The 24,181-nt window shown below is 33.1% G+C and carries 51 protein-coding genes; 1 reads left to right on the top strand and 50 read right to left on the bottom strand.

Annotated elements, in window-relative coordinates; translation table 11 throughout:
- Positions 1-43: 43 nt before the first annotated feature.
- The 37 genes from PQ478_RS09110 to PQ478_RS08930 all read right to left on the bottom strand — a co-directional run bounded on the left by PQ478_RS09110 (position 44) and on the right by PQ478_RS08930 (position 18,255).
- Positions 44-1,432 carry a GIY-YIG nuclease family protein gene (locus tag PQ478_RS09110; protein WP_289236593.1) on the bottom strand — a complete coding sequence of 463 codons (1,389 nt, stop codon included), beginning with the start codon at positions 1,430-1,432 and terminating at the stop codon, positions 44-46.
- Positions 1,425-3,365, bottom strand: coding sequence for an NAD-dependent DNA ligase LigA (ligA, locus tag PQ478_RS09105; protein ID WP_289236592.1), 1,941 nt, complete (start codon positions 3,363-3,365; stop codon positions 1,425-1,427). Before ligA ends, PQ478_RS09110 begins: the two co-directional genes overlap by 8 nt.
- A 392-nt stretch (positions 3,366-3,757) precedes the next feature.
- Entirely contained in the window at positions 3,758-4,111 is a 354-nt protein-coding gene (locus PQ478_RS09100; protein ID WP_289236591.1) for a hypothetical protein, read from the bottom strand.
- Between the two features lie 184 nt (positions 4,112-4,295).
- Positions 4,296-4,520 (bottom strand): hypothetical protein, encoded by a 225-nt coding sequence (locus PQ478_RS09095; protein ID WP_289236590.1) that lies wholly within the window; start codon positions 4,518-4,520, stop codon positions 4,296-4,298.
- Positions 4,521-4,580: 60 nt separating this feature from the next.
- Positions 4,581-4,796, bottom strand: a complete 216-nt coding sequence (locus PQ478_RS09090) for a hypothetical protein (RefSeq protein WP_289236589.1) — start codon at positions 4,794-4,796, stop codon at positions 4,581-4,583.
- A gap of 150 nt (positions 4,797-4,946) precedes the next feature.
- On the bottom strand, positions 4,947-5,600 hold the full coding sequence (locus PQ478_RS09085; protein ID WP_289236588.1) for a hypothetical protein: 654 nt from the start codon (positions 5,598-5,600) through the stop codon (positions 4,947-4,949).
- Positions 5,601-5,727: 127 nt separating this feature from the next.
- Positions 5,728-6,123, bottom strand: coding sequence for a YopX family protein (locus tag PQ478_RS09080; protein ID WP_289236587.1), 396 nt, complete (start codon positions 6,121-6,123; stop codon positions 5,728-5,730).
- 116 nt (positions 6,124-6,239) lie between these two features.
- Positions 6,240-6,416 (bottom strand): hypothetical protein, encoded by a 177-nt coding sequence (locus tag PQ478_RS09075; protein WP_289236586.1) that lies wholly within the window; start codon positions 6,414-6,416, stop codon positions 6,240-6,242.
- A 21-nt stretch (positions 6,417-6,437) separates the two neighbouring features.
- Positions 6,438-6,737, bottom strand: coding sequence for a hypothetical protein (locus PQ478_RS09070; RefSeq protein WP_289236585.1), 300 nt, complete (start codon positions 6,735-6,737; stop codon positions 6,438-6,440).
- A 145-nt stretch (positions 6,738-6,882) separates the two neighbouring features.
- A complete protein-coding gene (locus PQ478_RS09065) occupies positions 6,883-7,233 on the bottom strand; it encodes a hypothetical protein (protein ID WP_289236584.1) in 351 nt (116 codons plus the stop codon).
- A 43-nt stretch (positions 7,234-7,276) separates the two neighbouring features.
- Positions 7,277-7,591 (bottom strand): hypothetical protein, encoded by a 315-nt coding sequence (locus PQ478_RS09060; RefSeq protein WP_289236583.1) that lies wholly within the window; start codon positions 7,589-7,591, stop codon positions 7,277-7,279.
- Positions 7,591-7,878 carry a hypothetical protein gene (locus PQ478_RS09055; protein WP_289236582.1) on the bottom strand — a complete coding sequence of 96 codons (288 nt, stop codon included), beginning with the start codon at positions 7,876-7,878 and terminating at the stop codon, positions 7,591-7,593. The genes PQ478_RS09060 and PQ478_RS09055 overlap by 1 nt, the downstream gene beginning before the upstream one ends.
- 12 nt (positions 7,879-7,890) lie before the next feature.
- Positions 7,891-8,088, bottom strand: coding sequence for a BC1881 family protein (locus tag PQ478_RS09050; protein WP_289236581.1), 198 nt, complete (start codon positions 8,086-8,088; stop codon positions 7,891-7,893).
- A 33-nt stretch (positions 8,089-8,121) separates the two neighbouring features.
- Positions 8,122-8,325, bottom strand: a complete 204-nt coding sequence (locus PQ478_RS09045; protein ID WP_289236580.1) for a hypothetical protein — start codon at positions 8,323-8,325, stop codon at positions 8,122-8,124.
- A 21-nt stretch (positions 8,326-8,346) separates the two neighbouring features.
- Complete coding sequence (locus PQ478_RS09040; RefSeq protein ID WP_289236579.1) at positions 8,347-8,796, bottom strand: methyltransferase domain-containing protein; 450 nt, start codon at positions 8,794-8,796, stop codon at positions 8,347-8,349.
- Between the two features lie 35 nt (positions 8,797-8,831).
- Positions 8,832-9,077: a hypothetical protein gene (locus PQ478_RS09035; protein ID WP_289236578.1), complete on the bottom strand. Its 246-nt coding sequence runs from the start codon at positions 9,075-9,077 to the stop codon at positions 8,832-8,834.
- On the bottom strand, positions 9,070-9,396 hold the full coding sequence (locus PQ478_RS09030; RefSeq protein ID WP_289236577.1) for a hypothetical protein: 327 nt from the start codon (positions 9,394-9,396) through the stop codon (positions 9,070-9,072). The genes PQ478_RS09035 and PQ478_RS09030 overlap by 8 nt, the downstream gene beginning before the upstream one ends.
- A gap of 19 nt (positions 9,397-9,415) precedes the next feature.
- A complete protein-coding gene (locus tag PQ478_RS09025) occupies positions 9,416-9,628 on the bottom strand; it encodes a hypothetical protein (RefSeq protein WP_289236576.1) in 213 nt (70 codons plus the stop codon).
- Positions 9,629-9,684: 56 nt separating this feature from the next.
- Positions 9,685-9,876: a hypothetical protein gene (locus tag PQ478_RS09020; RefSeq protein WP_289236575.1), complete on the bottom strand. Its 192-nt coding sequence runs from the start codon at positions 9,874-9,876 to the stop codon at positions 9,685-9,687.
- A gap of 26 nt (positions 9,877-9,902) precedes the next feature.
- Positions 9,903-10,037, bottom strand: coding sequence for a hypothetical protein (locus PQ478_RS09015; RefSeq protein ID WP_289236574.1), 135 nt, complete (start codon positions 10,035-10,037; stop codon positions 9,903-9,905).
- A 268-nt stretch (positions 10,038-10,305) separates the two neighbouring features.
- Positions 10,306-10,551, bottom strand: a complete 246-nt coding sequence (locus PQ478_RS09010) for a hypothetical protein (RefSeq protein ID WP_289236573.1) — start codon at positions 10,549-10,551, stop codon at positions 10,306-10,308.
- Positions 10,552-10,716: 165 nt separating this feature from the next.
- On the bottom strand, positions 10,717-10,974 hold the full coding sequence (locus PQ478_RS09005; protein WP_289236572.1) for a hypothetical protein: 258 nt from the start codon (positions 10,972-10,974) through the stop codon (positions 10,717-10,719).
- 9 nt (positions 10,975-10,983) lie between these two features.
- Positions 10,984-11,409: a macro domain-containing protein gene (locus PQ478_RS09000; protein ID WP_289236571.1), complete on the bottom strand. Its 426-nt coding sequence runs from the start codon at positions 11,407-11,409 to the stop codon at positions 10,984-10,986.
- 106 nt (positions 11,410-11,515) lie between these two features.
- Entirely contained in the window at positions 11,516-12,382 is an 867-nt protein-coding gene (locus PQ478_RS08995) for an RNA ligase family protein (protein WP_289236570.1), read from the bottom strand.
- A gap of 34 nt (positions 12,383-12,416) precedes the next feature.
- Positions 12,417-13,949, bottom strand: a complete 1,533-nt coding sequence (locus PQ478_RS08990) for a DUF4942 domain-containing protein (protein WP_289236569.1) — start codon at positions 13,947-13,949, stop codon at positions 12,417-12,419.
- A gap of 36 nt (positions 13,950-13,985) precedes the next feature.
- Positions 13,986-14,189, bottom strand: coding sequence for a hypothetical protein (locus PQ478_RS08985; protein ID WP_289236568.1), 204 nt, complete (start codon positions 14,187-14,189; stop codon positions 13,986-13,988).
- A 12-nt stretch (positions 14,190-14,201) separates the two neighbouring features.
- On the bottom strand, positions 14,202-14,456 hold the full coding sequence (locus PQ478_RS08980) for a hypothetical protein (RefSeq protein ID WP_289236567.1): 255 nt from the start codon (positions 14,454-14,456) through the stop codon (positions 14,202-14,204).
- 205 nt (positions 14,457-14,661) lie between these two features.
- The gene (locus PQ478_RS08975) at positions 14,662-14,904 is read right to left on the bottom strand and encodes a DUF7446 family protein (RefSeq protein WP_289236566.1); all 243 of its coding nucleotides are present in this window, start codon (positions 14,902-14,904) and stop codon (positions 14,662-14,664) included.
- A 52-nt stretch (positions 14,905-14,956) separates the two neighbouring features.
- Complete coding sequence (locus tag PQ478_RS08970; RefSeq protein ID WP_289236565.1) at positions 14,957-15,130, bottom strand: hypothetical protein; 174 nt, start codon at positions 15,128-15,130, stop codon at positions 14,957-14,959.
- A gap of 46 nt (positions 15,131-15,176) precedes the next feature.
- The gene (locus PQ478_RS08965) at positions 15,177-15,368 is read right to left on the bottom strand and encodes a hypothetical protein (RefSeq protein WP_289236564.1); all 192 of its coding nucleotides are present in this window, start codon (positions 15,366-15,368) and stop codon (positions 15,177-15,179) included.
- A complete protein-coding gene (locus tag PQ478_RS08960) occupies positions 15,365-15,571 on the bottom strand; it encodes a hypothetical protein (RefSeq protein WP_289236563.1) in 207 nt (68 codons plus the stop codon). Before PQ478_RS08960 ends, PQ478_RS08965 begins: the two co-directional genes overlap by 4 nt.
- Before the next feature lie 45 nt (positions 15,572-15,616).
- The gene (locus tag PQ478_RS08955; protein WP_289236562.1) at positions 15,617-15,967 is read right to left on the bottom strand and encodes a hypothetical protein; all 351 of its coding nucleotides are present in this window, start codon (positions 15,965-15,967) and stop codon (positions 15,617-15,619) included.
- A 287-nt stretch (positions 15,968-16,254) separates the two neighbouring features.
- Positions 16,255-16,455, bottom strand: a complete 201-nt coding sequence (locus tag PQ478_RS08950; protein ID WP_289236561.1) for a hypothetical protein — start codon at positions 16,453-16,455, stop codon at positions 16,255-16,257.
- Positions 16,456-16,486: 31 nt separating this feature from the next.
- The gene (locus PQ478_RS08945) at positions 16,487-17,122 is read right to left on the bottom strand and encodes a hypothetical protein (RefSeq protein ID WP_289236560.1); all 636 of its coding nucleotides are present in this window, start codon (positions 17,120-17,122) and stop codon (positions 16,487-16,489) included.
- On the bottom strand, positions 17,109-17,657 hold the full coding sequence (locus PQ478_RS08940) for a metallophosphoesterase (protein WP_289236559.1): 549 nt from the start codon (positions 17,655-17,657) through the stop codon (positions 17,109-17,111). The genes PQ478_RS08945 and PQ478_RS08940 overlap by 14 nt, the downstream gene beginning before the upstream one ends.
- A 19-nt stretch (positions 17,658-17,676) precedes the next feature.
- Positions 17,677-17,829 (bottom strand): hypothetical protein, encoded by a 153-nt coding sequence (locus PQ478_RS08935; protein ID WP_289236558.1) that lies wholly within the window; start codon positions 17,827-17,829, stop codon positions 17,677-17,679.
- A gap of 183 nt (positions 17,830-18,012) precedes the next feature.
- Complete coding sequence (locus tag PQ478_RS08930; RefSeq protein WP_289236557.1) at positions 18,013-18,255, bottom strand: hypothetical protein; 243 nt, start codon at positions 18,253-18,255, stop codon at positions 18,013-18,015.
- Positions 18,256-18,484: 229 nt separating this feature from the next.
- Between PQ478_RS08930 and PQ478_RS08925 the strand changes: the two genes are divergently transcribed.
- Positions 18,485-18,982, top strand: coding sequence for a GIY-YIG nuclease family protein (locus PQ478_RS08925; RefSeq protein WP_289236556.1), 498 nt, complete (start codon positions 18,485-18,487; stop codon positions 18,980-18,982).
- A gap of 71 nt (positions 18,983-19,053) precedes the next feature.
- Here PQ478_RS08925 and PQ478_RS08920 read toward each other — a convergent pair whose 3' ends face one another.
- The 13 genes from PQ478_RS08920 to PQ478_RS08860 form a co-directional block, all read right to left on the bottom strand.
- Complete coding sequence (locus tag PQ478_RS08920; RefSeq protein WP_289236555.1) at positions 19,054-19,188, bottom strand: hypothetical protein; 135 nt, start codon at positions 19,186-19,188, stop codon at positions 19,054-19,056.
- A 4-nt stretch (positions 19,189-19,192) separates the two neighbouring features.
- Positions 19,193-19,561 (bottom strand): hypothetical protein, encoded by a 369-nt coding sequence (locus PQ478_RS08915; protein ID WP_289236554.1) that lies wholly within the window; start codon positions 19,559-19,561, stop codon positions 19,193-19,195.
- Between the two features lie 16 nt (positions 19,562-19,577).
- A complete protein-coding gene (locus tag PQ478_RS08910; RefSeq protein WP_289236553.1) occupies positions 19,578-20,021 on the bottom strand; it encodes a hypothetical protein in 444 nt (147 codons plus the stop codon).
- Between the two features lie 106 nt (positions 20,022-20,127).
- Complete coding sequence (locus PQ478_RS08905; protein ID WP_289236552.1) at positions 20,128-20,385, bottom strand: hypothetical protein; 258 nt, start codon at positions 20,383-20,385, stop codon at positions 20,128-20,130.
- A gap of 289 nt (positions 20,386-20,674) precedes the next feature.
- Positions 20,675-21,079, bottom strand: a complete 405-nt coding sequence (locus PQ478_RS08900; RefSeq protein ID WP_289236551.1) for a hypothetical protein — start codon at positions 21,077-21,079, stop codon at positions 20,675-20,677.
- 29 nt (positions 21,080-21,108) lie between these two features.
- On the bottom strand, positions 21,109-21,483 hold the full coding sequence (locus PQ478_RS08895) for a hypothetical protein (protein WP_289236550.1): 375 nt from the start codon (positions 21,481-21,483) through the stop codon (positions 21,109-21,111).
- A gap of 21 nt (positions 21,484-21,504) precedes the next feature.
- The gene (locus tag PQ478_RS08890) at positions 21,505-21,750 is read right to left on the bottom strand and encodes a hypothetical protein (protein WP_289236549.1); all 246 of its coding nucleotides are present in this window, start codon (positions 21,748-21,750) and stop codon (positions 21,505-21,507) included.
- A 36-nt stretch (positions 21,751-21,786) separates the two neighbouring features.
- On the bottom strand, positions 21,787-22,125 hold the full coding sequence (locus PQ478_RS08885) for a hypothetical protein (protein ID WP_289236548.1): 339 nt from the start codon (positions 22,123-22,125) through the stop codon (positions 21,787-21,789).
- 75 nt (positions 22,126-22,200) lie between these two features.
- Positions 22,201-22,386 (bottom strand): hypothetical protein, encoded by a 186-nt coding sequence (locus PQ478_RS08880; protein ID WP_289236547.1) that lies wholly within the window; start codon positions 22,384-22,386, stop codon positions 22,201-22,203.
- A 36-nt stretch (positions 22,387-22,422) separates the two neighbouring features.
- A complete protein-coding gene (locus PQ478_RS08875) occupies positions 22,423-22,878 on the bottom strand; it encodes a hypothetical protein (RefSeq protein ID WP_289236546.1) in 456 nt (151 codons plus the stop codon).
- A 28-nt stretch (positions 22,879-22,906) separates the two neighbouring features.
- Positions 22,907-23,230, bottom strand: a complete 324-nt coding sequence (locus PQ478_RS08870) for a hypothetical protein (RefSeq protein ID WP_289236545.1) — start codon at positions 23,228-23,230, stop codon at positions 22,907-22,909.
- 33 nt (positions 23,231-23,263) lie between these two features.
- Entirely contained in the window at positions 23,264-23,746 is a 483-nt protein-coding gene (locus tag PQ478_RS08865) for a hypothetical protein (protein ID WP_289236544.1), read from the bottom strand.
- A 183-nt stretch (positions 23,747-23,929) separates the two neighbouring features.
- Positions 23,930-24,151 carry a hypothetical protein gene (locus tag PQ478_RS08860; RefSeq protein WP_289236543.1) on the bottom strand — a complete coding sequence of 74 codons (222 nt, stop codon included), beginning with the start codon at positions 24,149-24,151 and terminating at the stop codon, positions 23,930-23,932.
- Between the last annotated feature and the right edge of the window lie 30 nt (positions 24,152-24,181).

The following is a 24,181-nucleotide window of genomic DNA, read 5'->3' as shown; positions in this document are numbered from 1 at the left end:
TATAGTAACATGATCAATTATACATGTCCACTATTATTTTAAATTATTTTATTAAACTCACAAACTCTTCTTCATTAATAATAGGCACACCTAAATCTTTTGCTTTCTTGTTCTTCGAGCTGCTAGACTCTTTATCATTATTAATTAATAAATTATCAAACTCATTAGCATACATCCATATAAATCCTCCACACCTATGAGGTATACGAAAATTTTTACAGCAATGTGAAATGTTCTGCTCATGAAGATTCAGGTGTTTTGCTGCGTCTTTAATCCCATCCCATCTAGCAACAAGATATACTATACCATCATCTTCTTTTAGTTGTACTACAGGTTTTCTTCGACTTTTACTCCAGTTTTGCTTTGTCTCGTCACTCATTTTTCTTCCAAGTGGACTTCCTGCAATAGACTGAATATTATATCCAAGGTCACTAGAGTAGGCGTTCAATTCATCCATCCAATATTGCTCTCTATTTATTAAGTGATCTTTATCTACATATTCTAAGACTTTAAATTTGAAATTCCCTCCTCCATACTTGTTCCATGCATTTTGTAAATGTTTCGAATGGTGAGTGTTTCTATTTAAATTATTTATATGATTTTTCCACCTTGTGAAAATATCGACCGCACTCCCAACGTAAACTTTATTGTTAAGATTGTTTTTGATTTCATATATTCCTGATTTAGATTTTTCCGCAATCATGTTACTTCCTATTTCTGTAAAGGGAGTGTAGTCATATTCTTCCATCTTAAGTGCATCGTGCTTTTGTTTGAGATTAATCTGTTTGAGTTCCATTGTGGTCATAAGCATTCTCTCATCTAGATAGTTATTTTTAATCCTCTCTACTACCGCCCTGAAGGATATTCCAACCAAAGAACAGATTTGCTCTAGAGTGTATTCACTTCCGTTAATTGATAATTTACTCTTCATACTAAAGGATTCATTATTGTATGTTTCTTTAGACTTTCCCCACAGGCAATTATCTGGTGAATAGTCTTTCATCTTATCTTTTCTACTAAGGTATAATCCTTTAGAGTATCCATTAGACATGCTCCAGTCATAAAAATTATCATAGCCACTTACACCCAGCCAGTATTTGTAAACTTCAATCCCTTTGCCACCATAGTTTTTAAAGTACTTACTAGTGTGATTGTAGCATTTGGATTTCATTTTGCACCAAACATTATGTAGATGAGAGTTACTATTTTTATGTTTAGTGTTTGCCTTTTTGGTATTCTCTATTACAAGACAACCGCAAGACTTAACTTTCCCCCTTTTAATCTCACTGTAGTTTACTTTCAGTAATCTTTTGCTGCCACAATCGCATTTACATTCACAGATAGTTTTACCTTTTCCGTTTATCTGATATTGATCCACCACGATAAGCCTATTAAACTTTTCTCCAATTATACTTGTAGCAAGTCTACTCACTAACCTCACCCTCAATGATACTTAGGAATATGTCTTCTGTTATAATTGGAATATTTAACTTCTCTGCTTTTTTAAATTTAGTGCTTGTTCTGTTATCCATGTCGCAAATAAGATAATCGGTCTTTGCACTCACAGATCCTGACACCTTACCGCCAAGCTCTTCAATTCTTGCTTGAAGCTCTTTTCTGTTTTTAAATACTCCAACACTACCAGTAACAACAAAGGTCTTACCTGCTATGGAGCTATCCTCACTTACTAATGCAGACTCAACAAACTCTAAGCCAACTTCCATAAGCTTCTTATATAGATTCACATTGGTATCTACAGAGAACCATCTGACAATACTCTCTGCAACTACCTGTCCAATGTCATCTAATTGCATTAGAGAGCGTTTCTCTGCACTCGGTAATGTTTCAAGAGTATATTCTTTAGCTAATGTTTTTCCTGTAGACTTTCCTACATGTGGGATGCCTAACGCATAAATAAAACTTCCGAATTTAACTTTCTTTGAGCTTTCAATTGCTTGAATTAACTTATTATATGAGCGCTTACCAAAGCCATCCAATTTCACAATATCTTTTTCATGTTTGGATAGTGAGTAGATATCATCAATTGTCTTGATAAAACCTTGCTCAATAAACTTATTAATCGTTGCTTCTGAAAATCCTTGAATATTCAACGCATCACGACTGACATAATGCTCTAAGCGTCTACCTACTAGTGACACACATTGCTCATTGCTGCAGTATAAGAATCTTGCTTCTTTGGCTACTTTTATTTCAGCCTTATGACCGCATGATGGGCAAGTTTCAGGCACATCAATAGTGTTACTGCGTGTTAGATTGCTCATAATCTGTGGAATAACCATGTTAGCACGTCTAACTGTGATTGTATCACCCACACCTAGCTGCAACCCTTCAAATAAATCTACATTATGTAATGATGCACGAGTAACTGTTACTCCATCAATATCCACAGGTTTAAATAATCCCGTTAAAGAGATCATGCCCGTTCTAGTTGTATTCGCTTCTACACCAATGAATTCAGTTTCATATTCGTCATCTTCGAACTTGAAAGCGAGTGAGTATTTTGGGTGCTTAGATGTATAGCCCAATGCCTCCGCATGCTTGATATCGTTGTATGTACACACTAAGCCGTCAATAGGGATATCATCTTTAATTGCTTTATCTCTCAATAGTGCTACAGCATCATCCACATTATCTTTATTTACTAAAAGATAAGGAGCTAATTCAAACCCTCTAGACTGTAAGAATTCAAGCTGCTCTGATCTTGTTTTAAATTCATGGGCTGATTCAAGTAGTCCAAAAGCAAGGAATTTAACATTTCTCTTACTACAAATTTCACTGTCTAATTGTCGTACTGAGCCACTTGCTAGGTTGCGAGCAGATTTATATTTATCCTCGTCTGCAAGTGTAGAGTTGATGGCTTGAAAGTCTGAGAATGTAATTACTGACTCACCTACTACAGAGATATCGTTATTTATATGAGTTGGCACATTTTTAAATGTCTTAACATTATGAGTAATAACTTCACCAATTAAGCCATTACCACGAGTAGATCCAAGTGTTAGCTTTCCATTTTTGTAGTCAGTCTTTGTAGTAAGTCCATCAATCTTTAAGCTTATGATACATTCTTGATTACCAATGAATGCTTTAAGCTCATTGATGTCCTTTGTCTTATCAAGTGAAAGTAATGGCTTGGGGTGTTCAGTCTTATTTAGCTTAGATTTCACTTCATACCCCACTCTTTGCGTGGGTGAGTTAGAAAGTGTTACACCAGATTCCTTTTCAAGCTGCAATAACTCATCATACATTAAGTCATATTCACGATCCGACAATAGAAGATTATTGCTATTATAATAAGCATCATTTGCTTCGTTAAGGACTTTAATTAATTTATGCATTCTTTCCATATGTTCACTCCCTATAAAAACCATATTTTATTCAAAATTTAACTCTTAAAACCCTTGGTATATCAACCTTTTTCGCTTTACTCCGATAAAGATATAGCTATTAATTCTCATTTCTACTCATTATTTACTCTTTTAATCCAAATAACCTATTTAGCTTATTTTTAGAAATAGAAACGGTAACTGTCCTTCCTTTAGGTATATGCATGAGGCATATAACTAGAGAAGTAATAACATTTAAGATTGGCAACAAGCAAATCAATAACGCAAACTCTAGCGGATGACAGTGAGCATTTTTCTTATCTAACTTAAGAGTTAGTCTGAACAATAGATAACTAATTACCACCGTAAATAAATATCCTGTGATATATACAAACATCAATTAAATCACCTCTTTATAATCGATTAATTTTATCTTTTTTTAATTCAGCCACTAACCAGTCAACCCTGCTATAGCCTGACCAAACCTGCATATGTCTAACATTGCAACCTTCGTCTAATAACCAGACCACAAGCTCATTCATATACTTAAGATGATTCTTTTCGATCTCTTCTTTAAATAGTTTCCCATACATCATAGAGAACTTACGACCTTTTTTATTATATCTATAAGTAGAATCACTGAGAAACTTTGATATTACTAAATCCTCATCTTCATCATAGCTTAATTTTTCAGCAATTGTTAAACCTCCAAACATACCAGCTAACCTACTTGCTGCAAACTGTTTAATTTCTTTCATAGCTTTCATTTCAACTACATCAAATCGTTTTCGATAATAGGACTCTTCATATTCAGTATATTTCTTTTTTATGTATTCGCTCGGATAGATAATTGTATAGTGAACTGGATATCCGATAAGATACTTAATCGTGTTTTCAAAAACCTTATTAAGTATCTTTTTTCTCTTATCCTTAAGCAGTTGCTTTTCAAGTTTAATTTTTACTCACTCCTTTTATGACTACTCCCTTTAATACAGCACTAGCGAAGAAATTCTGCCATTCCTTATACGTCTCTTTGTTCCTGCGATTTAACTCTTTCCCTGTGATCATCTTGTGGAATAGTTGGTCTATATTGTTCCGTTTCTTTTTAGGTTGAGTGTTTTTAAAATCTCTGAGAAGTTCCATCATGTATTCCTTATTTAATATTGGTTTAGTCATAATGATCTCCTATTTCTATAAATCCTGTATTTTATTTAACGCTGCAAGATGGTACGGGACTTAAAGCTCAAATTTCTCTTTAGGCTGAACTTTATAATTAGAGATATACAAAGCTCCTTCAGATCGCTTCTCTAGACTTACAATTTCTTCCTCTTGTTTATTGATTATTTCAATAAGCCAATCAACGTACTTTGGATGGAGATTCTCGCTTCTACTTTTTATATCTTCCCAAGCTTCTCCTAGCTCTTGAAATTGCTCTCTTTCTTCTTGGTTCATTATTATCTATCCTCCATAACTAGTTTCTAAAGCAATAAAATTCCGATTGTAAACCCTGTCCAACACAGCAAGTGAATTAAGTTCTTCAAATTTAATAACTCCTTATTTAAGAATTACACTAATCATTCGTTAAAATTACTATTTCATAGTCTACGTGTTTCTTAATGGCAGTTTGCAATTCTTAATAATTTCTTCTTCTGAATAAGGTAGAGTAGCTTTGAGAACGTCCAGATAATTTGCCTCAATTTTAATTAATCTGTCCTCATCTTTATATTTAAATTTAAAATATGTAAACTCTTTCAATTTTCCACCGAATGATTTTATTCTATTCTCCCTTGCAAACACTTTTTTCTTTGTCCACTTTTCAACCATTTCTCCATATTTATTCATCATATACGGAATCTTCTTATTGTTTACAACTACTTCATACCATTTGTGCTGCAGATTACACCATTCCTCAATCTCTCTGTAATCATATATTCTCTCCCTAGACAGATAATCGTTTAGCATTCTCTCGAATGTCGCTTTGTTTATATTATATCCAGAGTACACATAACAGTTTTGAAGCTCCTCAATTCTTCCTGCCCCAATACTTATAAACTCACCGTGACTTTCATAAGAACCACAATCAAACCAATAATCTTTAATTCTTTCTATACTACCGTCTTTCATTTTTAGTTTAATTGTTCTACCAGCAAAGGCATTACCAAATGCTTCTCGCTTTAAATGGTGACTAGAAATAATATCTCCAATGGAGTCAACAGATGTGCCAACATAGTCTAACCCTATTCTTTCATATGTCATTTCGGGTATCTCATCAAATACAGCATAATAATGACCATGCTTTGACTTATGTAGCTTTAAAATCTTAATAGTTATCCCTCCTATTATTTAATTGTAGATAAAACAAAGTTTTTATTTTAATTGCTATCTATTTAACTTCTTCTACCAATAGTTCTGAGTCTTCATAAATATTTCCAACCACCTCTAAATCTTGATCAGAAAATTCGTATAAGCCATCTGCCATACCGTTTGAAATTCCTCTTGCTGATGAATTAGAGGATAATCTCCTTACACCCCAAAATCGATCCTCAGCATAATCCACCACCAAGTAATAATCATCCTCATTGCTAATTGGATAGTGACTACCTTCTAATATGTCGCCTTCATAAATCATCTTGTTATTTTTATCCTTGTAGCCTGTAAATTGCATTAGTTCGCATTCTTGATCGACTTCTAACCCACTGGTTTCCCAAATAACCTTTTCATTTTTTATATGGGCTTCTCCAAGCAATAGCAGAGTTGTCTTCATAGGTGATTTTAACAACGTCAAACATTCTCTCGTGCTCTTTGTCCCATGCTCTGAATTTAATCTCTCTCACTATTACACCTTCTTTTAAAATTAATTTTAATTAATAGTAATTATCATTTTCCTCAAGTGCTTCAGTAATCCTCTTGCATCGACTTGCATGAGATGGATTTTGCAATGTCTTTATACCAAATATCTTTTTCATATTCATATTTTTCCTCAATCTCTTTTTGAAGCCTCATCTTCTTTTCAACTTGGGCTTTCACTTCACTCTGGATTAATTCATTAATTTTACTTTCATCAATTATCATTCACACACCTCTTATCTATTTTTAGTCAAAAGATTTGAGCCTATTCTCCAACTCACTCATTTCATATTTCAACATATATTCCTGATCTTTTAGCTTTTCTAATTTCTGCTGAATGTTAGCTTTTTCTGCATTAGTATCCCAAACCTCCCACTGATAATCATATTTATCTTTTAAAACTTTCTTATATCCTTTGTAACTATTAATCAAGTCTTCTTCGGTTAGTAACTTATCAAATCTATCATCATAGAATTGAGCTATTACATACCTGAAATTTACCTTCTTCATATAAGAAGTATGGGTAATAGGAATACCTTTTTTCATTTTTCTGATTGCTCGTTTAATATGTATGTTAATCACCTATCTCTTTAGCAATTTTATTAACTGAAACAGCCATACCCAACAAACTCAATGTGTCTTTTTTTCCTCGTCTGTGTCATTTCTCCTTAAAACGAATTTTTTATTTAATTTATTTATCTTCTCTGTTTTCTGCTTTGCAGACTAGCTTGAATCTCTCAAGTTTATTAGCCGCTGACACAGAGACTAATTTTGTAGGAAGTTGATAGATAGTGCCAGTATCTTCACAAATTACAATATCTCTCTCTTTAAACTCATACTTGTGCTTGTATCCGCAAGTGATAGCATCTAAAAGTCTATGAGCGCTCATATTGTTTTTATTTAAGTATCCATCTAAATCCGGCATGTAGTCATTAATATACGATAAAACTTCATACAAGTTTTCCTCGATAGAATTATTCTTATGGATAACTTCATCCAACACATCAGCCATTTCCTTTGTCACTTCTACTTGTTTACTCACTTAATCATCTCCTGTTTTTGTAATACAAATATTTTATTTAATTTTATTCTCTATATCCATCATAAATTTCTAATACTGTACCTTCAAGCTCTTCAATCACATCATAATCATCCTTAAAATGATACAAAGTGTAATCATTATCTACGATCAATTCACAACCTAACTTCTCTGGTAAGCTGCTTAACTCATCAATTGTTAAAGAAATTTTCCACACAGGAATATGTACAGTAGCACAGCTAAGCATATCAACAGTTTCCATTTGTTCAATATGTACATTAAATTCATTTAGCACACCCTCATATTCACTTACATCACTACCATTTTCCACACTTACTATGTAAAACTCTTTCCTCTGCATCAGATCACCTTCCTATACTTCTTCTCAAGCATCTCATCAACATACTTTTTAATTACATTCCAAGATGAGCCAATTTCATTTGCCATAGACTGAATGCTTCCACCAGCAACATATCTGTCTGCTAATAGTTGTTTGAAAGCTTGATTGTACTTGTAGCCTGTTTTATTGTTCTCTTTAATTTGCTGTAAAGTCTTTAATGCAACTGCTCGGTCAATATTTCTCATGCTGCAGATCTCATGTAGAGGAAAGCCTTGCTTATAGTCTGTTATGAATTGATTAATGTTCATTATGTATCACCTTTAATCTTTAATAATGAGGATAATTGCACTTCCTTCGTCTGTCCAATCTTCTTTTTGCCCATTCCAGTCTTTATCAACCTGAACAGTAAAGTCAGAATGAGGAGCTGCTGTTAGTTTCTCGACACCTAAGCGCTTTGATAATTCTTCTACTAGTTCACTTGTTTTAAAATCATACACACCTTTTAAGTAGTTTGGCAAGCTCATTTACCTCCTTTCATTGAAAGATTCATTTTATTCATATCTAATATAATGCTCTTTTTGTGATCCAAAAGACGATTCAAACTTTTTTCCTTCTTTGTTATTAATATTTATTTTTTCTCTATTTGCGATGGTTAAAACTTCATGCATATTTATCTCGTTTGAAACTAAAGTGCAATTTTCATCTGTATTTAAAAACTCGACTACTGTTTCTGTAATTTCATTTGTATTTTTCATATTTATCACCTCATAATTATTTTAAATTGCTAGTTTTACTATTTCTGCTTTCTTATATGTAACAACTTCATTATTATAATCATCCTTACTATGTACTGCTATGAAGCCATCTAAATACCTCTTATAATCTACATATTCTTGAGGTAGCATGATTTTATCGTTATGAGTAAGAAACCTGTACCAAATAATATCAAGTATTAAATTCTGCTTATGAAATTCTTTCCTTGGTTCAGATATGATTAGCTCACCATCATGTTTTAGCAACCTTTTAAACTCAGCAAACAGTATTGGTAGATCCTCTTCCGGTATATGATGAATTACATTACGACAATGGATTACATCAAAAGAATGATCTTGCGCATCTAATACTTTATAATCCTTTATGTAGTAGTCATAGTTTGGGCTGCCACAAAAGTCAGAGCTTAGAAACCCATTTTTCGGCTGACTTCCAGAGCCATAATCTAACTTCAATACAATCATATCCCTTCGTTAATTTTAATTATTTATTAATCATTATCATGCTGTCTCTTACAGTATTCTATCCAAACAGGCATCACTAACCTTTCAATTTCTTCTAGTGCCTCTGTTTCATTAAACTCTCGATCCTCTCCATTTGACTGTAGGAATAGAGTGTCAATATTAGCAATAGAACAAATAATCTTTTCAAAACGCTCATTTTTTCTATTTGCGTCTCTTAATTTCATTCTTAAGTCATTTATTATATGAACAAAAGCATGCGAGTTGTTATTCATGTTGTTTCCTACCGCTTCTAATTTTCACGTTATTTGTTACATCAAGCCATTTAGCCCATCCAACCCAGTCATAGCCATTATCTTTAGGACTTCCTATCTCTTTACTTAGTTGGACATCTTCAACAGCTACTACTTTCTTGATTGTTCTAATTTCCTCTAATTCTTCATCTAGTTCAACCAAACTTACAAATGACTGCTCGACTTCTACGCCTTCACATACTCTTCCTTGCTTCTCCTTTTCATATGCTGCTTCTGCTTCCTCATATGAATCAAATGAATCAACTAGCCCATCCCAATCATTAATAACACCATAAGTCACATAGCCCAACTCCATTCGCTTAGTCTACAAGAACCCAAGAACCGTTGTTAACATTGTCAAATACATCTTCATCTAAATAATTGTTAACTCCCCATTCTCCATCTTCTTCCCAAGAAATCACGTATAGGTCATCAATGCTGTCATGCTTTTCAGCTATAAATTCTGTATTAGCCGAATGAGGAGCTGCTTTTTTCAGTTTATCTGAAAGTACAAATTTGAAGTTCTTCTTCATTTCATATCTCTCCCTTGCAGGTTGATTTAAAATCTCTCTTTTATTTGAATAGTAAATTAAGAAATAAGTTCTTTTGCTACACTCTTTACTTCTTTAGGACAATCACAATACATGCTTGTGACATAGCTTAAGTCGTAATGTGTGATCCAATCATCACTCTCTCTTGATATGATAATTTCTGATCTGCCTTTTTCTTTCCTGCGTACCCACCATTCGTAATTCTCATCTTTGCAAATAAACCCATACATAGGCTATCCACCTTTCAATTTTTCACCTATTCCATATCTGTATCTTTATCTAGCATCTTCCAAAGGTAATCTTCAACTTCTTCTACCTCAGAACAATTCTTTTCAACATGAGATAAAATTGTAGCTACTAACTTTCTCTCTAGATTGTTCAATTTAGTCAATGTATACCACTCCTTTTAAAAGCCATAGCAAGTCTCTTTAAGATTGTTACTTTATCTTATTTTCTATATCTCTTAATTTCTCCTGAGTTTCATATAGCTCAGTGGCTAGCCTAGCGATTACTCACATCATGTCTTGGTGAATTTATTTATGACCAATTCTTGAGGAGTCAAATTTATTATCAATTGTTACGAGATAATTTAACAGGTAATTATGTTGCTGCTTATCCATTTTTCCACCTCTTAATTATATTCATATCCAGATAGAAGATTACTTGACTAATTCACGTAAAACTCCAATATTTCGCCCACCAAAAGTTAAAGAGCTTTTTCCACCATATTCAGACAATATGTATGTACTTTCTCCCTCAATAGATGTAGAAACCCATCCTAGCTCATAATGACCTTCTTCGCCTTCTCTCACTTTAATCGGTAACTCTGTCAAATTAATTACTCCATGATCCTCTACTTCAACTAAACTAAAGTTGCTACTATGTTTAAAATATGGTTTAATCATTTATCTATCCCCTATCTGATTTTTATTCATTTTAACTTAGTGAACAATATGTAGTCCTATATGTTTGCCATTAACCCATAAAGCATAGACATCGTAATATCCATACCTGCAAATAAATTCAAACTCATAATTAACTTTAAATTTCATCTCTTTCATTTTGAGTCCTCACATCGTATAAATTTTAGTCAGTTTCTCTTTTACTTTCTCAATATCTTTCTGAAGCTGCTCTAATATCTCTGCATCGGATAAATGAACTAAGTGTTTAAAAGCACCTTTGATAGCATGATCTAATGTTCCATAGCTGCCAATGATAGTATATAAATCCTTACCTGTCTTCTTATCCTGCTTGCCAGTATATTCTTTGATTAAATATCCAATTGAATCTGTTTCTATGTATTTACGTTTACCAATTTCAATTTTCATAGTTACACCTCATTTTAGTTTACAAACTAAGATTTCAACATCTGTATCTTTAAACACGTCTTGAATTATTTCTTTGTTCTTTTCCCAATCTAGCCTATCTAAACCTGCACCAATTTGAGGCATAGCAATTTTGTCAATTTCATGTTTTAGAGCAATCTTCTTCATATTTACTAAAGCTGCTCTAAAAGTTAAGTAAGTTGGTTTATGCCAATAGCATTCTTTTGTAATAAGATTGAGTACTCGACCTACCATTGCACAGCTTCCTACTTTTAATCCTGTTTCTTGTGCTACCTTCTGAAATTCCCAAAGCTTAAATCTTCTTTTAAACTTAACTGCAATTCCTGCTCCCATTTTAGCGTCAGCACTAATACAGTGAGCTAGAAAGTAATCATTTGATACCGAGAATAAATCCTTTACTTCTTCACCGAATTTCATAATTACACCTCGTTAATTTTAACTTTTAATAAAACACGCATTTTATTACAATATTGACTGCTCTAAAACCTTGATTTTACTAGCTTTTTAACACATTGATTTTAGGCTATGCTCGGTTTTGCTCCACTAAAATCTCTTTAATGACTACTGGCAATCTTTTTCCTACTTTTGCTCGTAGTTGCTTAAGTAAAGAGTCTAATTCTTCTTTAATTAAGTCATCATATACTCTACTACCTGCATTTTTAAGAATTAACCCCATATCTTCAATTGCATAGTCTTCTTCTAAGATTTGCTCATCGACCATCTTATGTAGAATCTTCTCTACTCTTGGTTTAGTCATATATGTATCAAGGAACTGATCAAAGCTATCTTTGTTTGCTGTAGCAACTTTAGGATTTTTCACACCAGCTTTTTCTTGAAACTCTTTCGTTACAATCTTTGTGAATACTTGGTTGTTATACTTATCTCGATAATTGTAGTTCTTTACTACAACGCCTTCTCCAACATCGCCAAGCATTGATTTTCCCGCATATTTCTCAATCTCTTCAAACGGTAAGGTTACACCTTTATAGAAAATAGGAATCAAATTTAATCCTAAGCGCTCAGACTCATCTTCTACCATTTGAAATGATACGTATTCTTCAATATTCTCATTAAAAATATCGAACAGATAAAACTGATTTTCATTTTCTCCATAAGAGAGCTTGTGCTTTACTAGCCATTCTCCGAAGTACACTACGCCTTCCAATAGTTTGCTCGGATCAAGTGTTTGAGTCCACTGATAGAAGCCTCTTAAGCCATTACTCATATCTAGTTTAGTATTGCGAGAGAATGCAACCACTTTTCCATCTTCGAGCTTGAAGCTTGCATTTGCACCATCTAATTTCTCTTGGATAATAATCTCATCATTAGTTTCAATTGTAAGGTGTGTGCCGCTTTTCCCATGACGTGTAATACTTTGATATTTCCTCATAATTATTACCTCTTTTCATTTTAATTTATTTTATTTAGGCTGTCAATAAGCTAATTCCCTTAGTTTCACCAAATTCTTTATACACATATTCTCTAGCCGCCCTATCATTCTCCATCTCATCATCAGTCGGCAACCAGTTAAAGTGTTTTCCACATAAGTAATTAAGCTTACTCAGCAGTTGCAGATCCTTAAACCAGATGTGAATATTTCCATTCTTGAACATTTTAAATCTAAGCAAGTTGTTCTCAAACTCATTCTCATTACTACGTACAAACTCATCTTCGACATTATGATCAATAAGCTTAAATGCTTTTACAATGTCATCAATGTAGCGTCTGGTATCCGAATTGATATTCTCATACTTGTCAGAGAAGTCGTAATATCCATCAAAAACATATTTAATTGGAATGATAATCTTTTTATTTATTTTAAAGGCATCATTTGTCTTCCATCCATTATAATAATGAATGTTCGTGCTGTATTGGTTTTGATGATACCTAGTAATCTTCCTGAAGATTGAGACTACACTTTCCATCAGCATGTCTTGGCGATTATAGTTGATTGCTGTTATGAGCATTTTGATATTCTGTAGATTGATTTCCAATTCATCAGCTAAATTCATTCTTCTATTCAGTTCTTGGATGGCATCATTAGTTAGCAACTCCTTAAACTCATCTGTATCAAGTATAAGCTGCCAGTATCCATGTCTCAACTTATCTAACTCTTGATTAAGATTTTCTGTTGTATGACTGTGAGAACTGATTAAATTAAGTTTGTTTGAATAAAGATTGTCACCCTTATTTACAGTGTCAATGTAATTAAAGAACACTTCTCTTTCTCTCATTGCTTGATATGCCTTTTTTGCTAAGTCACAAGCTGTTTCATACTCAGCAACTAGGCGTTCAATATCATTAATTTTAGACTGGATATTGCCATTCTTTACAGTTGTAGAAAGCGCTGTGCTTAGTTCTTGTTCAGCCTTTTTACTCGAATTAAATACAATCCTATCATAGATACTTTTACCTTGATTGTTTTTAGCTACTGACAATCTTACTAAAGCAACTTCAACATTTGTTTTACGCTCACTGTCTGAAAATCCATTAGAAACATACTCAACTTTGCCATTATATGAGCTGATTTTATGTAGTAAGTTTTGTCGTTTATTTGAGTATGCATTGTCTATTGTTTCTTTGTTTACTATTGCATAAATGTCGCAACTGCTTAACTGCTGCTCTGCTAATTCAATCGCTTTAAGCAAATGATCTACTCCATTGCTGAAAGGAGGGTTCATGATGATAAAATCGTATTCTTTAAATGTATTATAGGTGAGAAAGTCATCCCACACTACACTAATACCATCACCCGAAAGAATATTTGACAACCTGCTATCCTTTTCAATCGCATCAATCTTGACATCACGATTGCTCAGCTTTTTAATGTGACCAATTAAATCTCCCTTACCTGCAGACGGTTCAAGTATCCTGCCTGACAAATAACGTTTACCATTCATCAGTTTGTAAAATAGATGCTCTGGAGTTGGATAGAAGTCTTTGTTGTCGTTGAACATGTTAGCACCTCCTTCGTAAATTTCAACTTTAGAAATTTACTTAACATTAATTCCTTCATAGCCTTCTAAGACTTCGATACCCTCTTCTGTTTCGGACAGCCATTGAGTAGTCTTATATTTATAGACACTCACTTTCTGAATGTCTTGATCATCAAATTCTCCTTCTTTAATTTTAGTTAGTTGGTTTTCTAAAAACTTTTTCTTTTCTCTTAAAGTTTGCAGAGCATGATATACAGACATCTAAACACCCCCCTAAATATAATCAATTGAACTCATATCGCCAGCGTCAATCCATGTCTCAATATCCAGATTCTCAAAATACACTCTTAAGTCGCACCCATATTCTGAATAGGTCTTTTTTAAAACAGTGCCTTTTGAGCCTTTTGGAATATCATCATAGGAATCTGAGTCACATTTAACTTTTCCTCCAATAGTAAAAATTTCACTAATTTCTTGATTTCTTTCTATCGCTTCTTCTTTTAATAACGCTAGTTTATTTTTATCCATTTTAATCATCCCTTCAAATTTTAATTGTAGTTAGTGACTAGAATTGCTTTTATGTTGGATTTCTCAGTTAGATTCAGTGTCTCTATTACTTCCTTTATGGCAGTGTAACTGTCTTTACATTCAATCTTCTTATTAATAGAACCCTTATGCAAGAATTTTATTTTTATTTTAAACTCCATATAGTCCTATCTCACTTCCTTTAAATTCAGTCTTTTACGTCTTCTTGTTTTGGTGGGTGGTAGTGAATTTCTCCCAGCCCTTCATAGCCATAACCGAAAGACTTACCTTCTTTGTTATTCCTCTTATACTCTTCCATAAGGTGCTGAAAAACTGCGCCAATAGTTTCATCTGTGATATCTTCACGTTTTCCAGTTATTAACCCTTTTCCGTTTGTTGTAGCGTACTCAATTCGATTACCCAAAGCCGTTACTACGATTTGTTTTGGCATTTTATTTCCTCCTTTTCTCACGATTTCATTCTTCTTAGTGTGGTCGGACTGTTCACCTGTTGGTAATAGCAAAATTCCTTAAACAATCTTTCAACGCTATAAATTCACCGTTTTCATATGAGCCTAGCAAACCATCTTTAAGCACGACTTTATAAGGTATGAACGTATTGGTAAATTCGATTGTATCTCCTTCTTTTACCTCTCGATTGTTTTTATCTGTAATCATTTAATCACCCTTTCTACGTCGCAGTTTCCCTCTTAAGTTCAATTAGCTAGTCAGCTTTCTCAAGTTTAATTTTTCTTACATCAAAACTAATATGCTGTCTTAATGTTACTGTCTTCTGTCCATACTCTACAATCTCTCCAGTAGCAATATGTTTTCCATCCAATGTATGCACTGAGACAGTGTCGTGTAGTTTAATCCTATTCCAACGGTCTCTAATCTTTTTTAGGATTGTATTCATGATTTATAGCTCTTAATAATTTCTAGCATATCATTCATATATTCAATTGCAGTTTCCATCTGATCAATTAATTCCATATCCTCTGAATTGTCCCATTCCTCAAAATCACACTTAGCTTTCAACAATCTTTCATTCATATTAGTTAACAAATTCTCGCAGTCACTTTCAATACTAGCAACTTTTACACCTTCAGAAGCTCCCATAATTCATACCTCCTTTTCAAATAAACCTCTTCTTTTATTTAAATTTTAAATATATTTATTTAGATCAATTCCATTTTCATTAACAAGCTTCTTAGCGAAATTCTTCCAGTCTTGACCCCATTCCCTTACCATCTCTAGTGCTGCTCTTACTTCTTCAACCTCTTTTTCAAGCCCATCGGATGACCGTTGAATATCATCTAACTTATCCATCAAATTCTCAATGTCTCCTGCATCATAACGCCCTATTACGCTGACTTTTTCAATATTGATCAATTCCTTTACTATCTGATCTACTTTATCGCACTGGTGTTTCTCTGGAGGTGTTATCATTAACATTTCTTCTGACGTGTTATAATCATTTAATTTCTTATGTATTTCAAACTGACATTCACTCAAGTTAATTCCTCCTTTCTGTTAACTTGATTATAGCACCATAAACTTTGAATGTATATATTAATTTTAAATTATTTTATAAATTAATTACACTTAGTATTGTTTGATTGTTGGCATGTATTTCTTGAACCCTAAAGCCATCGTATATAACAGTCTTCCCGCATCCACAAACATTCTCTCCGATAGGAAGTGTTAAAGCTAACTCTTTCCTCTCTCCTAAGCTAAGTCCTTTATCTCGGCTACAGTCACCACACATGAACATCATTTCACCTCTCAATAAAAGTCATGATTTATTCACTTTCACTTAACACGCTTTTCAATTCGACATATTTACTAATCATGTTATGTATCTCTAAGTCTACTTGATCTTCAGTAAACTTAAGAAACATTTTCTTTGCTTCCATAATATTGCTGGCTGCCACAGTATACTTTACATTACCAACATTAAAGATATATGTTGAACCATTTACCTCAATATCTACTTTAAACATTTAACACTCTCCTTAAAACAATGGTTTTATTTTATTTTATATCTGTAAACTCATAACTCTCTGGCAGGTATATCTTAGAATTATACTTCCCTGCAGTCACTCCATGACCCAAGCTTTGATCAAGATAATTAAATTCAATATATGGCTTTTCTTGATCAGTTAATTCCATGTAAGTTTCATACCAGTTGGTTTCAGTAACTATACCATTGCTCTTATAAGAAATAGTCAATGGTGTTCTATGTACTTCGGACGTTCTGGTATATCCGTAAAACCATGAAGACTGACCTTTTACGTCACTGTGAATTTCTGTATCTATTTTAATATATACTATCTCTCTCTGATCTAATGGCAAGGACTCAATATATGGTATTACATAATTTACCCTCCATTGCTCAATTTCTTCTTGGTAAAGTTCTTCGGCTTTTTGATTAGGAAATAGGAAGCACCAACAAAGAATAAGTGCTACACCAATGCCTATTAATGATAAGGAGCCGAAAGCCCTAAAAAATTCTGAGAATGGGTCTACATGCGCCCAATATCCTAAAGCTATACCAGCCACTAAAAATCCTAAAATAATTAATACTATATTTAACGACAATTGTGAGAACATGCCAAGATCAATCTTTTCAATGTCCTGCCCTAGTTTAATTACTTCAGATGCAGTCATAAGGTCTTTTACCTCTCGCTACATCACTAAATACCTGATCTACATGAATTGGTGTATAATTAATGTTTTCTACACTTACACAGTAATGTATATCCTTATTGAGATGTGACGTTTGCTCATGCGTATGTCCGTGTACATTCACAATAATGTCCGTATTATTTACTAAACTACTAAGTGGATTAACCTGCTGCGGATAGTGACTAAGAAATAATTCTTCAAACACATAATACATATAAGGCTCGAATCCTAGCTTTCTAAATTTACTTTTGCTAATTCTTCCGATATCATGATTACCTAGAATGAGAATTTTACGTCCGTTAAGTCTATCACTAATTTCTTTCATGCGCTGAGCATTGCAAAAGAAAACATCTCCTAAATGAAAGATCAGGTCATTAGGTTTAACTACCTTATTCCAGTTTTCAATTAATGCTTCATCCATCTCTTCGGTGTTAACAAATGGGCGTGAAGAAAAGTCGATTATGCGGGAATGATTAAAATGCGTATCGCTGACCACCCATACATTTTGAAATGACATAATAAACCTCCTAATAATTTTATTTGTCTTCTTTGACGTAAGCCGTGACTCCACCAATATGCACAAATACCTCTAAATCCTTTTCGTCATAACCCTTTTCAATCATTCTTTCTATAACCATTTCTTCAATCTGCTCTTTACTGAATCGGATCGTCTGTTTATATTGACTCATATCATTACTCTCCTTTGTCCCAGTGCATGAAGTATCCCTTATCTACACAATCCATATCAGGATACATCATAATTGACTGATTTTCTGCTACTGGTTCAGCTATGTATCTAAAACAAGAATCGTTTACGCTGCAGTCTTTATTGTTGCACATCATAATATCGCTCATACTATTAAATTCCTCCTCTATTCTTCTAATTCCATTTCAATGATCTTTCCAAAACTACAATCAGACATATATTCATCACTCTCTTCCCAATAAAACCTTAAACGACCTTCTCCATGGAACATTTCATAATATGGTTCATATCCTTCACTAATCAACCATTCTGAAGCTGCTCGATATGTAGTGAAAGCTTTAACTACACTTGAAAAATAGTCTTCATAAGCTTCTCCGTTATCTGTTTCCACTAGGTACACTTTAGACATCTCCATACCTCCTGTATACTCTTCAATACTCTGTTTTACTCTTGTTTTCGACCTCTTATTTCATATAAAATCCACATTTTATTTTAATTTAATTCTCATTATTAAAATCTTTTTATATTAACCTTTTCTCAAGCAAGAAATCGATAAAAGCTCTCGCATATAGTGAGTTTTACATAATTATCTCTCTGCTGTGTTATAATTTATACATCAGAAAATAGGGGGATTTAACATGAATAAGCGTTTTGAAATAATTCTTAAAAATCCAATATCGTATAAACGTAACAATATTAAATTTATTCCTGAGATATCTGGGTTGTATTTCTTTAAGACAGAGTGCAATGAGCTTTTATATATAGGATTATCAGAGAATCTTAATACAAGGGTGACAGCCCATCTTAAAGGTTCCACAACATATTCAGGAGATCCTTCTGAAATATCGGTGATTGAGATATATCCATGTGATTATGAATTACAACAGTTTGAAGCATACTGCATAGAAAGATTTCAGCCAAAACACAATCAAACTCTCACATCTGAAATAAATCGTCAATTTAAAAAATCTGTAAGGATTAAAGACGATGATTATGAGGGTGAATTGATTTCGTCAAGTGTCAGTAAGAGCGGTATAAAAGTAAATGTATATAAGGGACAGCACTTTGAGGCTAGTTTAGATAAGGCTACTAATTATTTGCTAGAAATGGCAAAAAGAGATATTGGGCGAGATTAAAATTCTTGCCTTTTTTATTAGAATTAATCCCACCAGCCCTTAATATCTTTTCATAATTACTCTCCTTTCCTTTAAAAAGTTATTGCATTGCTAACGGTGCATCCTGTTATAACTAACAGCCAAAGCACAAGCCAAAACACAGAAGAAATCATTTCTCGCTTAGTCTTTTCTTTTTCCATTGCTATTTGATATTCTTTATCATCCATTTGATCACCTCCTATTAAATTCTTCTATATTCTCTACTGTCCAAAAATTAGGTTCATAATTGTATTTTTTCATCCAATCATGGAGTACATTGTTCAATTGATTTTCTAGTTCATACCGATGCTCCTTGTTTACATACATCATAAAATCCTGTGAAACCTCTCCTGCTTGTTCATACGCTTCCTCTCTTAATTGGTCTAATAACCAATCAATAGGAACACCAAATGAGATATCTTTAACCTGACCAATATAAATCACACTTCCGTCATCTTCGGATATGTTACATTTAGCTTCATTAATTGCCCCTTCTTTATAGTCAAACACACCTTCAAAATTCTCACCATTAAAACTGTAACACCATTTCCCTGTATTCATTATCCATTCCTCCTTTTTAATCTTCTAGGATTATATCTATCTCGTTTATAAAATCCTCATCAGATAGTCCAATATCATCGTACATTGCTTGTATCTTACTTAACTTTATTTTCATTCTTTCGTTTTCCTCAATTGTTTGTTTATTTAATCTATCATCATGTTCAATCATCTTATCCTGCAGATCAGTTAATCCTTCCAGACTTTTAATTTTATCTTTTAATTCTAAAATGGTATCAACATGAACTTCAGTTTGATGTTTTCTGTGTTTTAATGCGTCTTTTAGATAATCAATCTCATTTTGCTGCTCTTCAATAACATAAGAAATTTTATCCTCAAGTCGCTGTAACTCAGATGCACATTCTTCATCAAATTGAAACCCGCCTGTTAAGCCATCTCTTATGAAGCTGTTTAAAGACATCTTAATATCCAGTAACATATCTTGATACACCATTTTATTCACATTAACTCCAACATCTCCTTTGAATTCATGATAGAAATTTTATGCCCTTGTCGGACAAATCCATCTGCTCATCATTCGTTATGATTTTTAAGTTTATGTCATGCGCTTAAAGTTTCCAATGATAGACACTAGTGCAATTAAAGCTCAATATCTTACCATCGAAATAACTTCTATCCTCTACAATATCTTCATCTTCTTTTGAGAATACAGTTATATGTTTCCCACTGGCACTGAATGGGATTTTAATAGTATGAATATCATAAATCTCATCTGAATAATGATCTAAGAATTCACCATCACCTTCTAATACAGTTATGCTATTGCAATTGTTCAGTTTCATCATATAATCCACCGCAAAACTCATTTACCTACCTCCTGATTGTTATTTTATGGATGGTATTTTCCAACCTTCTTAGGTACTCTTTATTCGTATCTCTATCAACAATTACCCAATCCTCAGTGTGAGATAGATGTCCCCATCTAGAATATTTTTAAACACTATCTCTTGCTCGTTTCACTGCTTGATACTCTTTCCATTATGAATCCTTCTTTGATGTATACAGGCTTTAATGGAAGCGGGTATCCACACCTGCAGATTGTTTCGTAAGTTTCTTTTAGTCTAGGTTTTTTCTTAAAGAAAATGTTAATCACCTCTATTTACTAAAATATCTAACTACATCTTTCTCTAAGCTGCTTAGCTTTCTAACGACCTCATCTTTTTTGCTGCACCAGTCTAACAGTTCATCATCGCACGACTCTCCTTCATTTTGCACAATTGAAGCTAAAAATTTAACAGTAAACTGCAACTCTCGAAAGTCTTGAAAAATATCCTCTCTGCTGCGCTTAGGTTCATTCTCATCAACTCTTAATCTACTTCTCTTAAAGATCTTATATTCATTATCAAACAATACGAGGTCGCATGTAGTGTGCACTGTATTATCATCACACGCTCCCATATCTGAACTTCTGCAATCAACTTCCAGAATATCCTCAACGCTATAAGAGTCACATGGTTCTATGACTTGTATTAAATCTCCACTATAAGCTTTTACCATCATGTTCACCTCTGAAAATTATTTTATTCATTCTATTGAATTGGGTATAAGCCCACAATATCTAGAAATTTAACTATTAGCATTTGTTCTTTTTCTTCATTCCAAAAAACATTAAGACCACAACCATTAAAATTTTCACAAATACCAGTAAACTTATTTATCTTACCTTTAATTGGCTCTTTGTAATAAACCAAATACTCACCATTTCCTATACAGTTAGGGCTTCTTGCTTCTACATTATCCTTGCTTTCACTTGGTTCTTGTAAGCGTATCTCTTTAATAAGTCTAGACACTGCCTCCTCTGACTCTAATGCGCTCCCGATTAAGAATTTTCTATCTTCTCGCTGCAACCATACAGACCAACCATGATCATATTTCTTTATTACGTACTTTAACTTGTATTCCATTACATATCCCTCCCACTATTACTAAAATTCTCGCCCTACGCTACCACCTAAATGGCTGTAACTCGAAATCAAACTATCATCTAGTCTTTGTATGACAGTCAAATACTCATTCAGGTAATTTGCTACTACCTTACTATCAACAAATTCACAGTATGCTTCTGGACTGTGATCTTTTTCTACTTCATATACTCCGCTGCAAACTTCTTTAAGAAAAACTGTACTCATCTCTAGCAAGTCAGTATATTCTTTTTTGTTATGTAGATACATTATTACTCCTCCTATCAATTGAATATAATGATAATTTTAATTAATTTTCTTCGTAAATATATGTCTTGCGTTTAAAGAGAGGTAAACCCAAAAACAATAAACCTTCTCATGAGTTTCTTTAAGTATGGTTTCTTTTACCTCTTCAATCACGTCTTCATAAATTGCATAGAAGCCATCTAATATAACCAACTCTTTTGAATTTGAAGGCATTCTTTCTCCTGTTACTATAATTGTCTCATTACCTAAACCAACCACAGTGTATTCATAGCCTTCGATATATTTATTGTGATAGATACCACTTGTTCGTAATGCCACTACATTATCACCAATTCTTGGGTGTCGATCTGGATAGATCCTTACAGTTTTAGTCTTCATACCCTCACCTCACTTTGGTTAAAATCAATATTTTATTTCTTTTCTAAATGTGCTCTTCCTCATTTTTGAACAAATTTAAGGCTTCTTTGTAACCTTCAATTCTCCTTTAATAAATGCTTCATACTTATCATCTTGCGTTTCAATTGACTCCAAGTGCGACTGATCACTTTTAAATAATTCACTTAATATATAAACTGCAAATCTTACTTGACCGATCTTCTCTTCAATTTCACCCCATGTCATATCTTCAATGTCTTTCACTTCTCCCACTCCATTCTAAGCTTAATATTATTAATTTTAATCTTCTTTAATGGCTTGCTGCACATCATACGTGTAATTAATACTGTCTTCTATTTTACTATTCATCCATTCAATCTCTATCCCATATTTACTAATTTTCTGGGTTGAAAAGAACCTATCTCCTTTGTGCTCATATGCCTCTATATCATCAATCTTTAGAGATGGGGCGACTCTTAGATGTGGATACTTACCAAAGAATTCATTATTATCATACGAGATATAGCTTAAGGTTATTAGGTTATTAATTTCTTGGATTGCTAATTCATTATTTGATAAAATTGCAAGTTTACTGCTATTTTTAATACTCTTTTTAACTTCACCGCATACGATTTCTCTATAATTGGATTTGTAATTATTTTTCAGCTTTAATAGGTCATAACCTTTTTCAGCCAAGTAGCCTTTTAACTCTTTATTCAAAATTCCTGTCACAACTACTATATTAGATTTAAGCATAGAAGACCCTCCTCAAACTTCACAAATATTATTCGAACCAGTTTTTAATACTGTCTTTTACAGTTATTTCAACAACCTTCTCCTTTGTTACTCCAGCTTCACTTTGCCGAGGATATGGCACTGTATAGTCAACGATCTCAGAATCTTCATTCAAAACAAATTCTAATGCATTTATCTGATTTCTAAGACTATTAATACAGCCCATAATATATGAAAATTCATTCCCTTCATATTCATTTAAATCAGTGAATTTAGTAGGGGTTGGATACTTGATATCTTTCGCTTCTATAAACATTTCTAATTCACTTCTTAATTGATTGCGTTTTTCTTTTACTGCTTCAACTGCCCTCATGTCATCAACTCCAGCGATTTATATTCAATCCTGTTATACATTTTTATCATCTTTAATAAAAACATTTAATGTCATCTTTTCTTCATCGATATCAACCTTCATATACTCGTTATTATACTGATCATCACCCCAAGGAACATAGACAGATCTGAAACGATTGCCTTTTCCGTATGCAAAGTACAATACAACAATATCATGATAGTTAATTATTCTACCTAGAATATTTGGTCTTTCCCCTACATCATTGCATGTTTCATTCCCAATAAACATTCCCAAAACTTCGTGCGGGTCAGAAGGTGAGTATGTAAGTTCATCTAAGCTGCTTAGCTGGATAGTCATATCCAAAGAATCTGTAATATAAGAGTCCTTTTCATCTTGTTGCTCCATATTACCAAGTTTCAACTTATTGAACCATGATATTGGTATCGAAATTGATTCACAATTCTCAAAAACAAGCTCAATACTTTCTGACTGTTTAATTTCTTCAGTTATGCTTAAAAGATCATTCAAATTCATAATTGTCTCCTCCATTTATTAAAACCGTTATTTTATCGAAACTTATTTCTCGATATTTGAGATTATTGTAAAAATACTTATTTTAACGATGAAAACCCTTGTTATATCAACGTTATTTGGCTGCACATATCAGTTATAGGCAAAAATCCTATTTTAGCTCACTTTTAGTCATTTTGAATAAAATTACTCTTTTATCCAGTAGGCAATACCACTTACTACCTGTCTTTTTTCATTAAGTATTTTATGTTCTTTCTTCCATTTTAAATTTTGCCAAGCTAATTGATTCGTAAATTCTTTTTTAATTGGTTGTGGCTTATCACCATTAACCCATCCATCTTCAATATGATTGAGTTTTACTCCAAACTCCGTGATTACCGACCAAACTGTAATAGCTTTATACTTCATTCAAACCCTCTCCTTATCTCAGCGATATTT

This window comes from Alkalihalophilus pseudofirmus, from assembly GCF_029094545.1.
Classification (GTDB): domain Bacteria; phylum Bacillota; class Bacilli; order Bacillales; family Bacillaceae_D; genus Alkalihalophilus; species Alkalihalophilus pseudofirmus.
Note: the sequence above shows the minus strand (reverse complement) of the source record. Positions and strands in the feature narration are given on the sequence as shown.

Excerpts from the sequence above, each read along its gene's own strand:
- PQ478_RS09100 (WP_289236591.1), bottom strand. The coding sequence starts at position 4,111 with ATGAAAGCTATGAAAGAAATTAAACAGTTTGCAGCAAGTAGGTTAGCT.
- PQ478_RS09000 (WP_289236571.1), bottom strand. The coding sequence starts at position 11,409 with ATGAAATTCGGTGAAGAAGTAAAGGATTTATTCTCGGTATCAAATGAT.
- PQ478_RS09035 (WP_289236578.1), bottom strand. The coding sequence starts at position 9,077 with ATGAATAACAACTCGCATGCTTTTGTTCATATAATAAATGACTTAAGA.
- PQ478_RS08915 (WP_289236554.1), bottom strand. The coding sequence starts at position 19,561 with ATGAATACAGGGAAATGGTGTTACAGTTTTAATGGTGAGAATTTTGAA.
- PQ478_RS09085 (WP_289236588.1), bottom strand. The coding sequence starts at position 5,600 with ATGACATATGAAAGAATAGGGTTAGACTATGTTGGCACATCTGTTGAC.
- PQ478_RS08895 (WP_289236550.1), bottom strand. The coding sequence starts at position 21,483 with ATGGAATACAAGTTAAAGTACGTAATAAAGAAATATGATCATGGTTGG.
- PQ478_RS08970 (WP_289236565.1), bottom strand. The coding sequence starts at position 15,130 with ATGATTACAGATAAAAACAATCGAGAGGTAAAAGAAGGAGATACAATC.
- PQ478_RS08890 (WP_289236549.1), bottom strand. The coding sequence starts at position 21,750 with ATGTATCTACATAACAAAAAAGAATATACTGACTTGCTAGAGATGAGT.
- PQ478_RS09090 (WP_289236589.1), bottom strand. The coding sequence starts at position 4,796 with ATGAACCAAGAAGAAAGAGAGCAATTTCAAGAGCTAGGAGAAGCTTGG.
- PQ478_RS08870 (WP_289236545.1), bottom strand. The coding sequence starts at position 23,230 with ATGAGGGCAGTTGAAGCAGTAAAAGAAAAACGCAATCAATTAAGAAGT.
- PQ478_RS08965 (WP_289236564.1), bottom strand. The coding sequence starts at position 15,368 with ATGAATACAATCCTAAAAAAGATTAGAGACCGTTGGAATAGGATTAAA.
- PQ478_RS08985 (WP_289236568.1), bottom strand. The coding sequence starts at position 14,189 with ATGTCTGTATATCATGCTCTGCAAACTTTAAGAGAAAAGAAAAAGTTT.
- PQ478_RS08900 (WP_289236551.1), bottom strand. The coding sequence starts at position 21,079 with ATGATGGTAAAAGCTTATAGTGGAGATTTAATACAAGTCATAGAACCA.
- PQ478_RS08920 (WP_289236555.1), bottom strand. The coding sequence starts at position 19,188 with ATGGATGATAAAGAATATCAAATAGCAATGGAAAAAGAAAAGACTAAG.
- PQ478_RS09095 (WP_289236590.1), bottom strand. The coding sequence starts at position 4,520 with ATGACTAAACCAATATTAAATAAGGAATACATGATGGAACTTCTCAGA.
- PQ478_RS09070 (WP_289236585.1), bottom strand. The coding sequence starts at position 6,737 with ATGAAAAAAGGTATTCCTATTACCCATACTTCTTATATGAAGAAGGTA.
- PQ478_RS09005 (WP_289236572.1), bottom strand. The coding sequence starts at position 10,974 with ATGAAAATTGAAATTGGTAAACGTAAATACATAGAAACAGATTCAATT.
- PQ478_RS09045 (WP_289236580.1), bottom strand. The coding sequence starts at position 8,325 with ATGAAAAATACAAATGAAATTACAGAAACAGTAGTCGAGTTTTTAAAT.
- PQ478_RS08940 (WP_289236559.1), bottom strand. The coding sequence starts at position 17,657 with ATGTCATTTCAAAATGTATGGGTGGTCAGCGATACGCATTTTAATCAT.
- PQ478_RS08995 (WP_289236570.1), bottom strand. The coding sequence starts at position 12,382 with ATGAGGAAATATCAAAGTATTACACGTCATGGGAAAAGCGGCACACAC.
- PQ478_RS08990 (WP_289236569.1), bottom strand. The coding sequence starts at position 13,949 with ATGTTCAACGACAACAAAGACTTCTATCCAACTCCAGAGCATCTATTT.
- PQ478_RS09060 (WP_289236583.1), bottom strand. The coding sequence starts at position 7,591 with ATGCAGAGGAAAGAGTTTTACATAGTAAGTGTGGAAAATGGTAGTGAT.
- PQ478_RS08885 (WP_289236548.1), bottom strand. The coding sequence starts at position 22,125 with ATGAAGACTAAAACTGTAAGGATCTATCCAGATCGACACCCAAGAATT.
- PQ478_RS09020 (WP_289236575.1), bottom strand. The coding sequence starts at position 9,876 with ATGTATGGGTTTATTTGCAAAGATGAGAATTACGAATGGTGGGTACGC.
- PQ478_RS08980 (WP_289236567.1), bottom strand. The coding sequence starts at position 14,456 with ATGGATAAAAATAAACTAGCGTTATTAAAAGAAGAAGCGATAGAAAGA.
- PQ478_RS09010 (WP_289236573.1), bottom strand. The coding sequence starts at position 10,551 with ATGATTAAACCATATTTTAAACATAGTAGCAACTTTAGTTTAGTTGAA.
- PQ478_RS09025 (WP_289236576.1), bottom strand. The coding sequence starts at position 9,628 with ATGAAGAAGAACTTCAAATTTGTACTTTCAGATAAACTGAAAAAAGCA.
- PQ478_RS08935 (WP_289236558.1), bottom strand. The coding sequence starts at position 17,829 with ATGAGTCAATATAAACAGACGATCCGATTCAGTAAAGAGCAGATTGAA.
- PQ478_RS08930 (WP_289236557.1), bottom strand. The coding sequence starts at position 18,255 with ATGTCTAAAGTGTACCTAGTGGAAACAGATAACGGAGAAGCTTATGAA.
- PQ478_RS08925 (WP_289236556.1), top strand. The coding sequence starts at position 18,485 with ATGAATAAGCGTTTTGAAATAATTCTTAAAAATCCAATATCGTATAAA.
- ligA (WP_289236592.1), bottom strand. The coding sequence starts at position 3,365 with ATGGAAAGAATGCATAAATTAATTAAAGTCCTTAACGAAGCAAATGAT.
- PQ478_RS08960 (WP_289236563.1), bottom strand. The coding sequence starts at position 15,571 with ATGGGAGCTTCTGAAGGTGTAAAAGTTGCTAGTATTGAAAGTGACTGC.
- PQ478_RS08875 (WP_289236546.1), bottom strand. The coding sequence starts at position 22,878 with ATGCTTAAATCTAATATAGTAGTTGTGACAGGAATTTTGAATAAAGAG.
- PQ478_RS08865 (WP_289236544.1), bottom strand. The coding sequence starts at position 23,746 with ATGAATTTGAATGATCTTTTAAGCATAACTGAAGAAATTAAACAGTCA.
- PQ478_RS08905 (WP_289236552.1), bottom strand. The coding sequence starts at position 20,385 with ATGAGTTTTGCGGTGGATTATATGATGAAACTGAACAATTGCAATAGC.
- PQ478_RS09055 (WP_289236582.1), bottom strand. The coding sequence starts at position 7,878 with ATGAACATTAATCAATTCATAACAGACTATAAGCAAGGCTTTCCTCTA.
- PQ478_RS09075 (WP_289236586.1), bottom strand. The coding sequence starts at position 6,416 with ATGATAATTGATGAAAGTAAAATTAATGAATTAATCCAGAGTGAAGTG.
- PQ478_RS08945 (WP_289236560.1), bottom strand. The coding sequence starts at position 17,122 with ATGACTGCATCTGAAGTAATTAAACTAGGGCAGGACATTGAAAAGATT.
- PQ478_RS08860 (WP_289236543.1), bottom strand. The coding sequence starts at position 24,151 with ATGAAGTATAAAGCTATTACAGTTTGGTCGGTAATCACGGAGTTTGGA.
- PQ478_RS08950 (WP_289236561.1), bottom strand. The coding sequence starts at position 16,455 with ATGTTTAAAGTAGATATTGAGGTAAATGGTTCAACATATATCTTTAAT.
- PQ478_RS08975 (WP_289236566.1), bottom strand. The coding sequence starts at position 14,904 with ATGCCAAAACAAATCGTAGTAACGGCTTTGGGTAATCGAATTGAGTAC.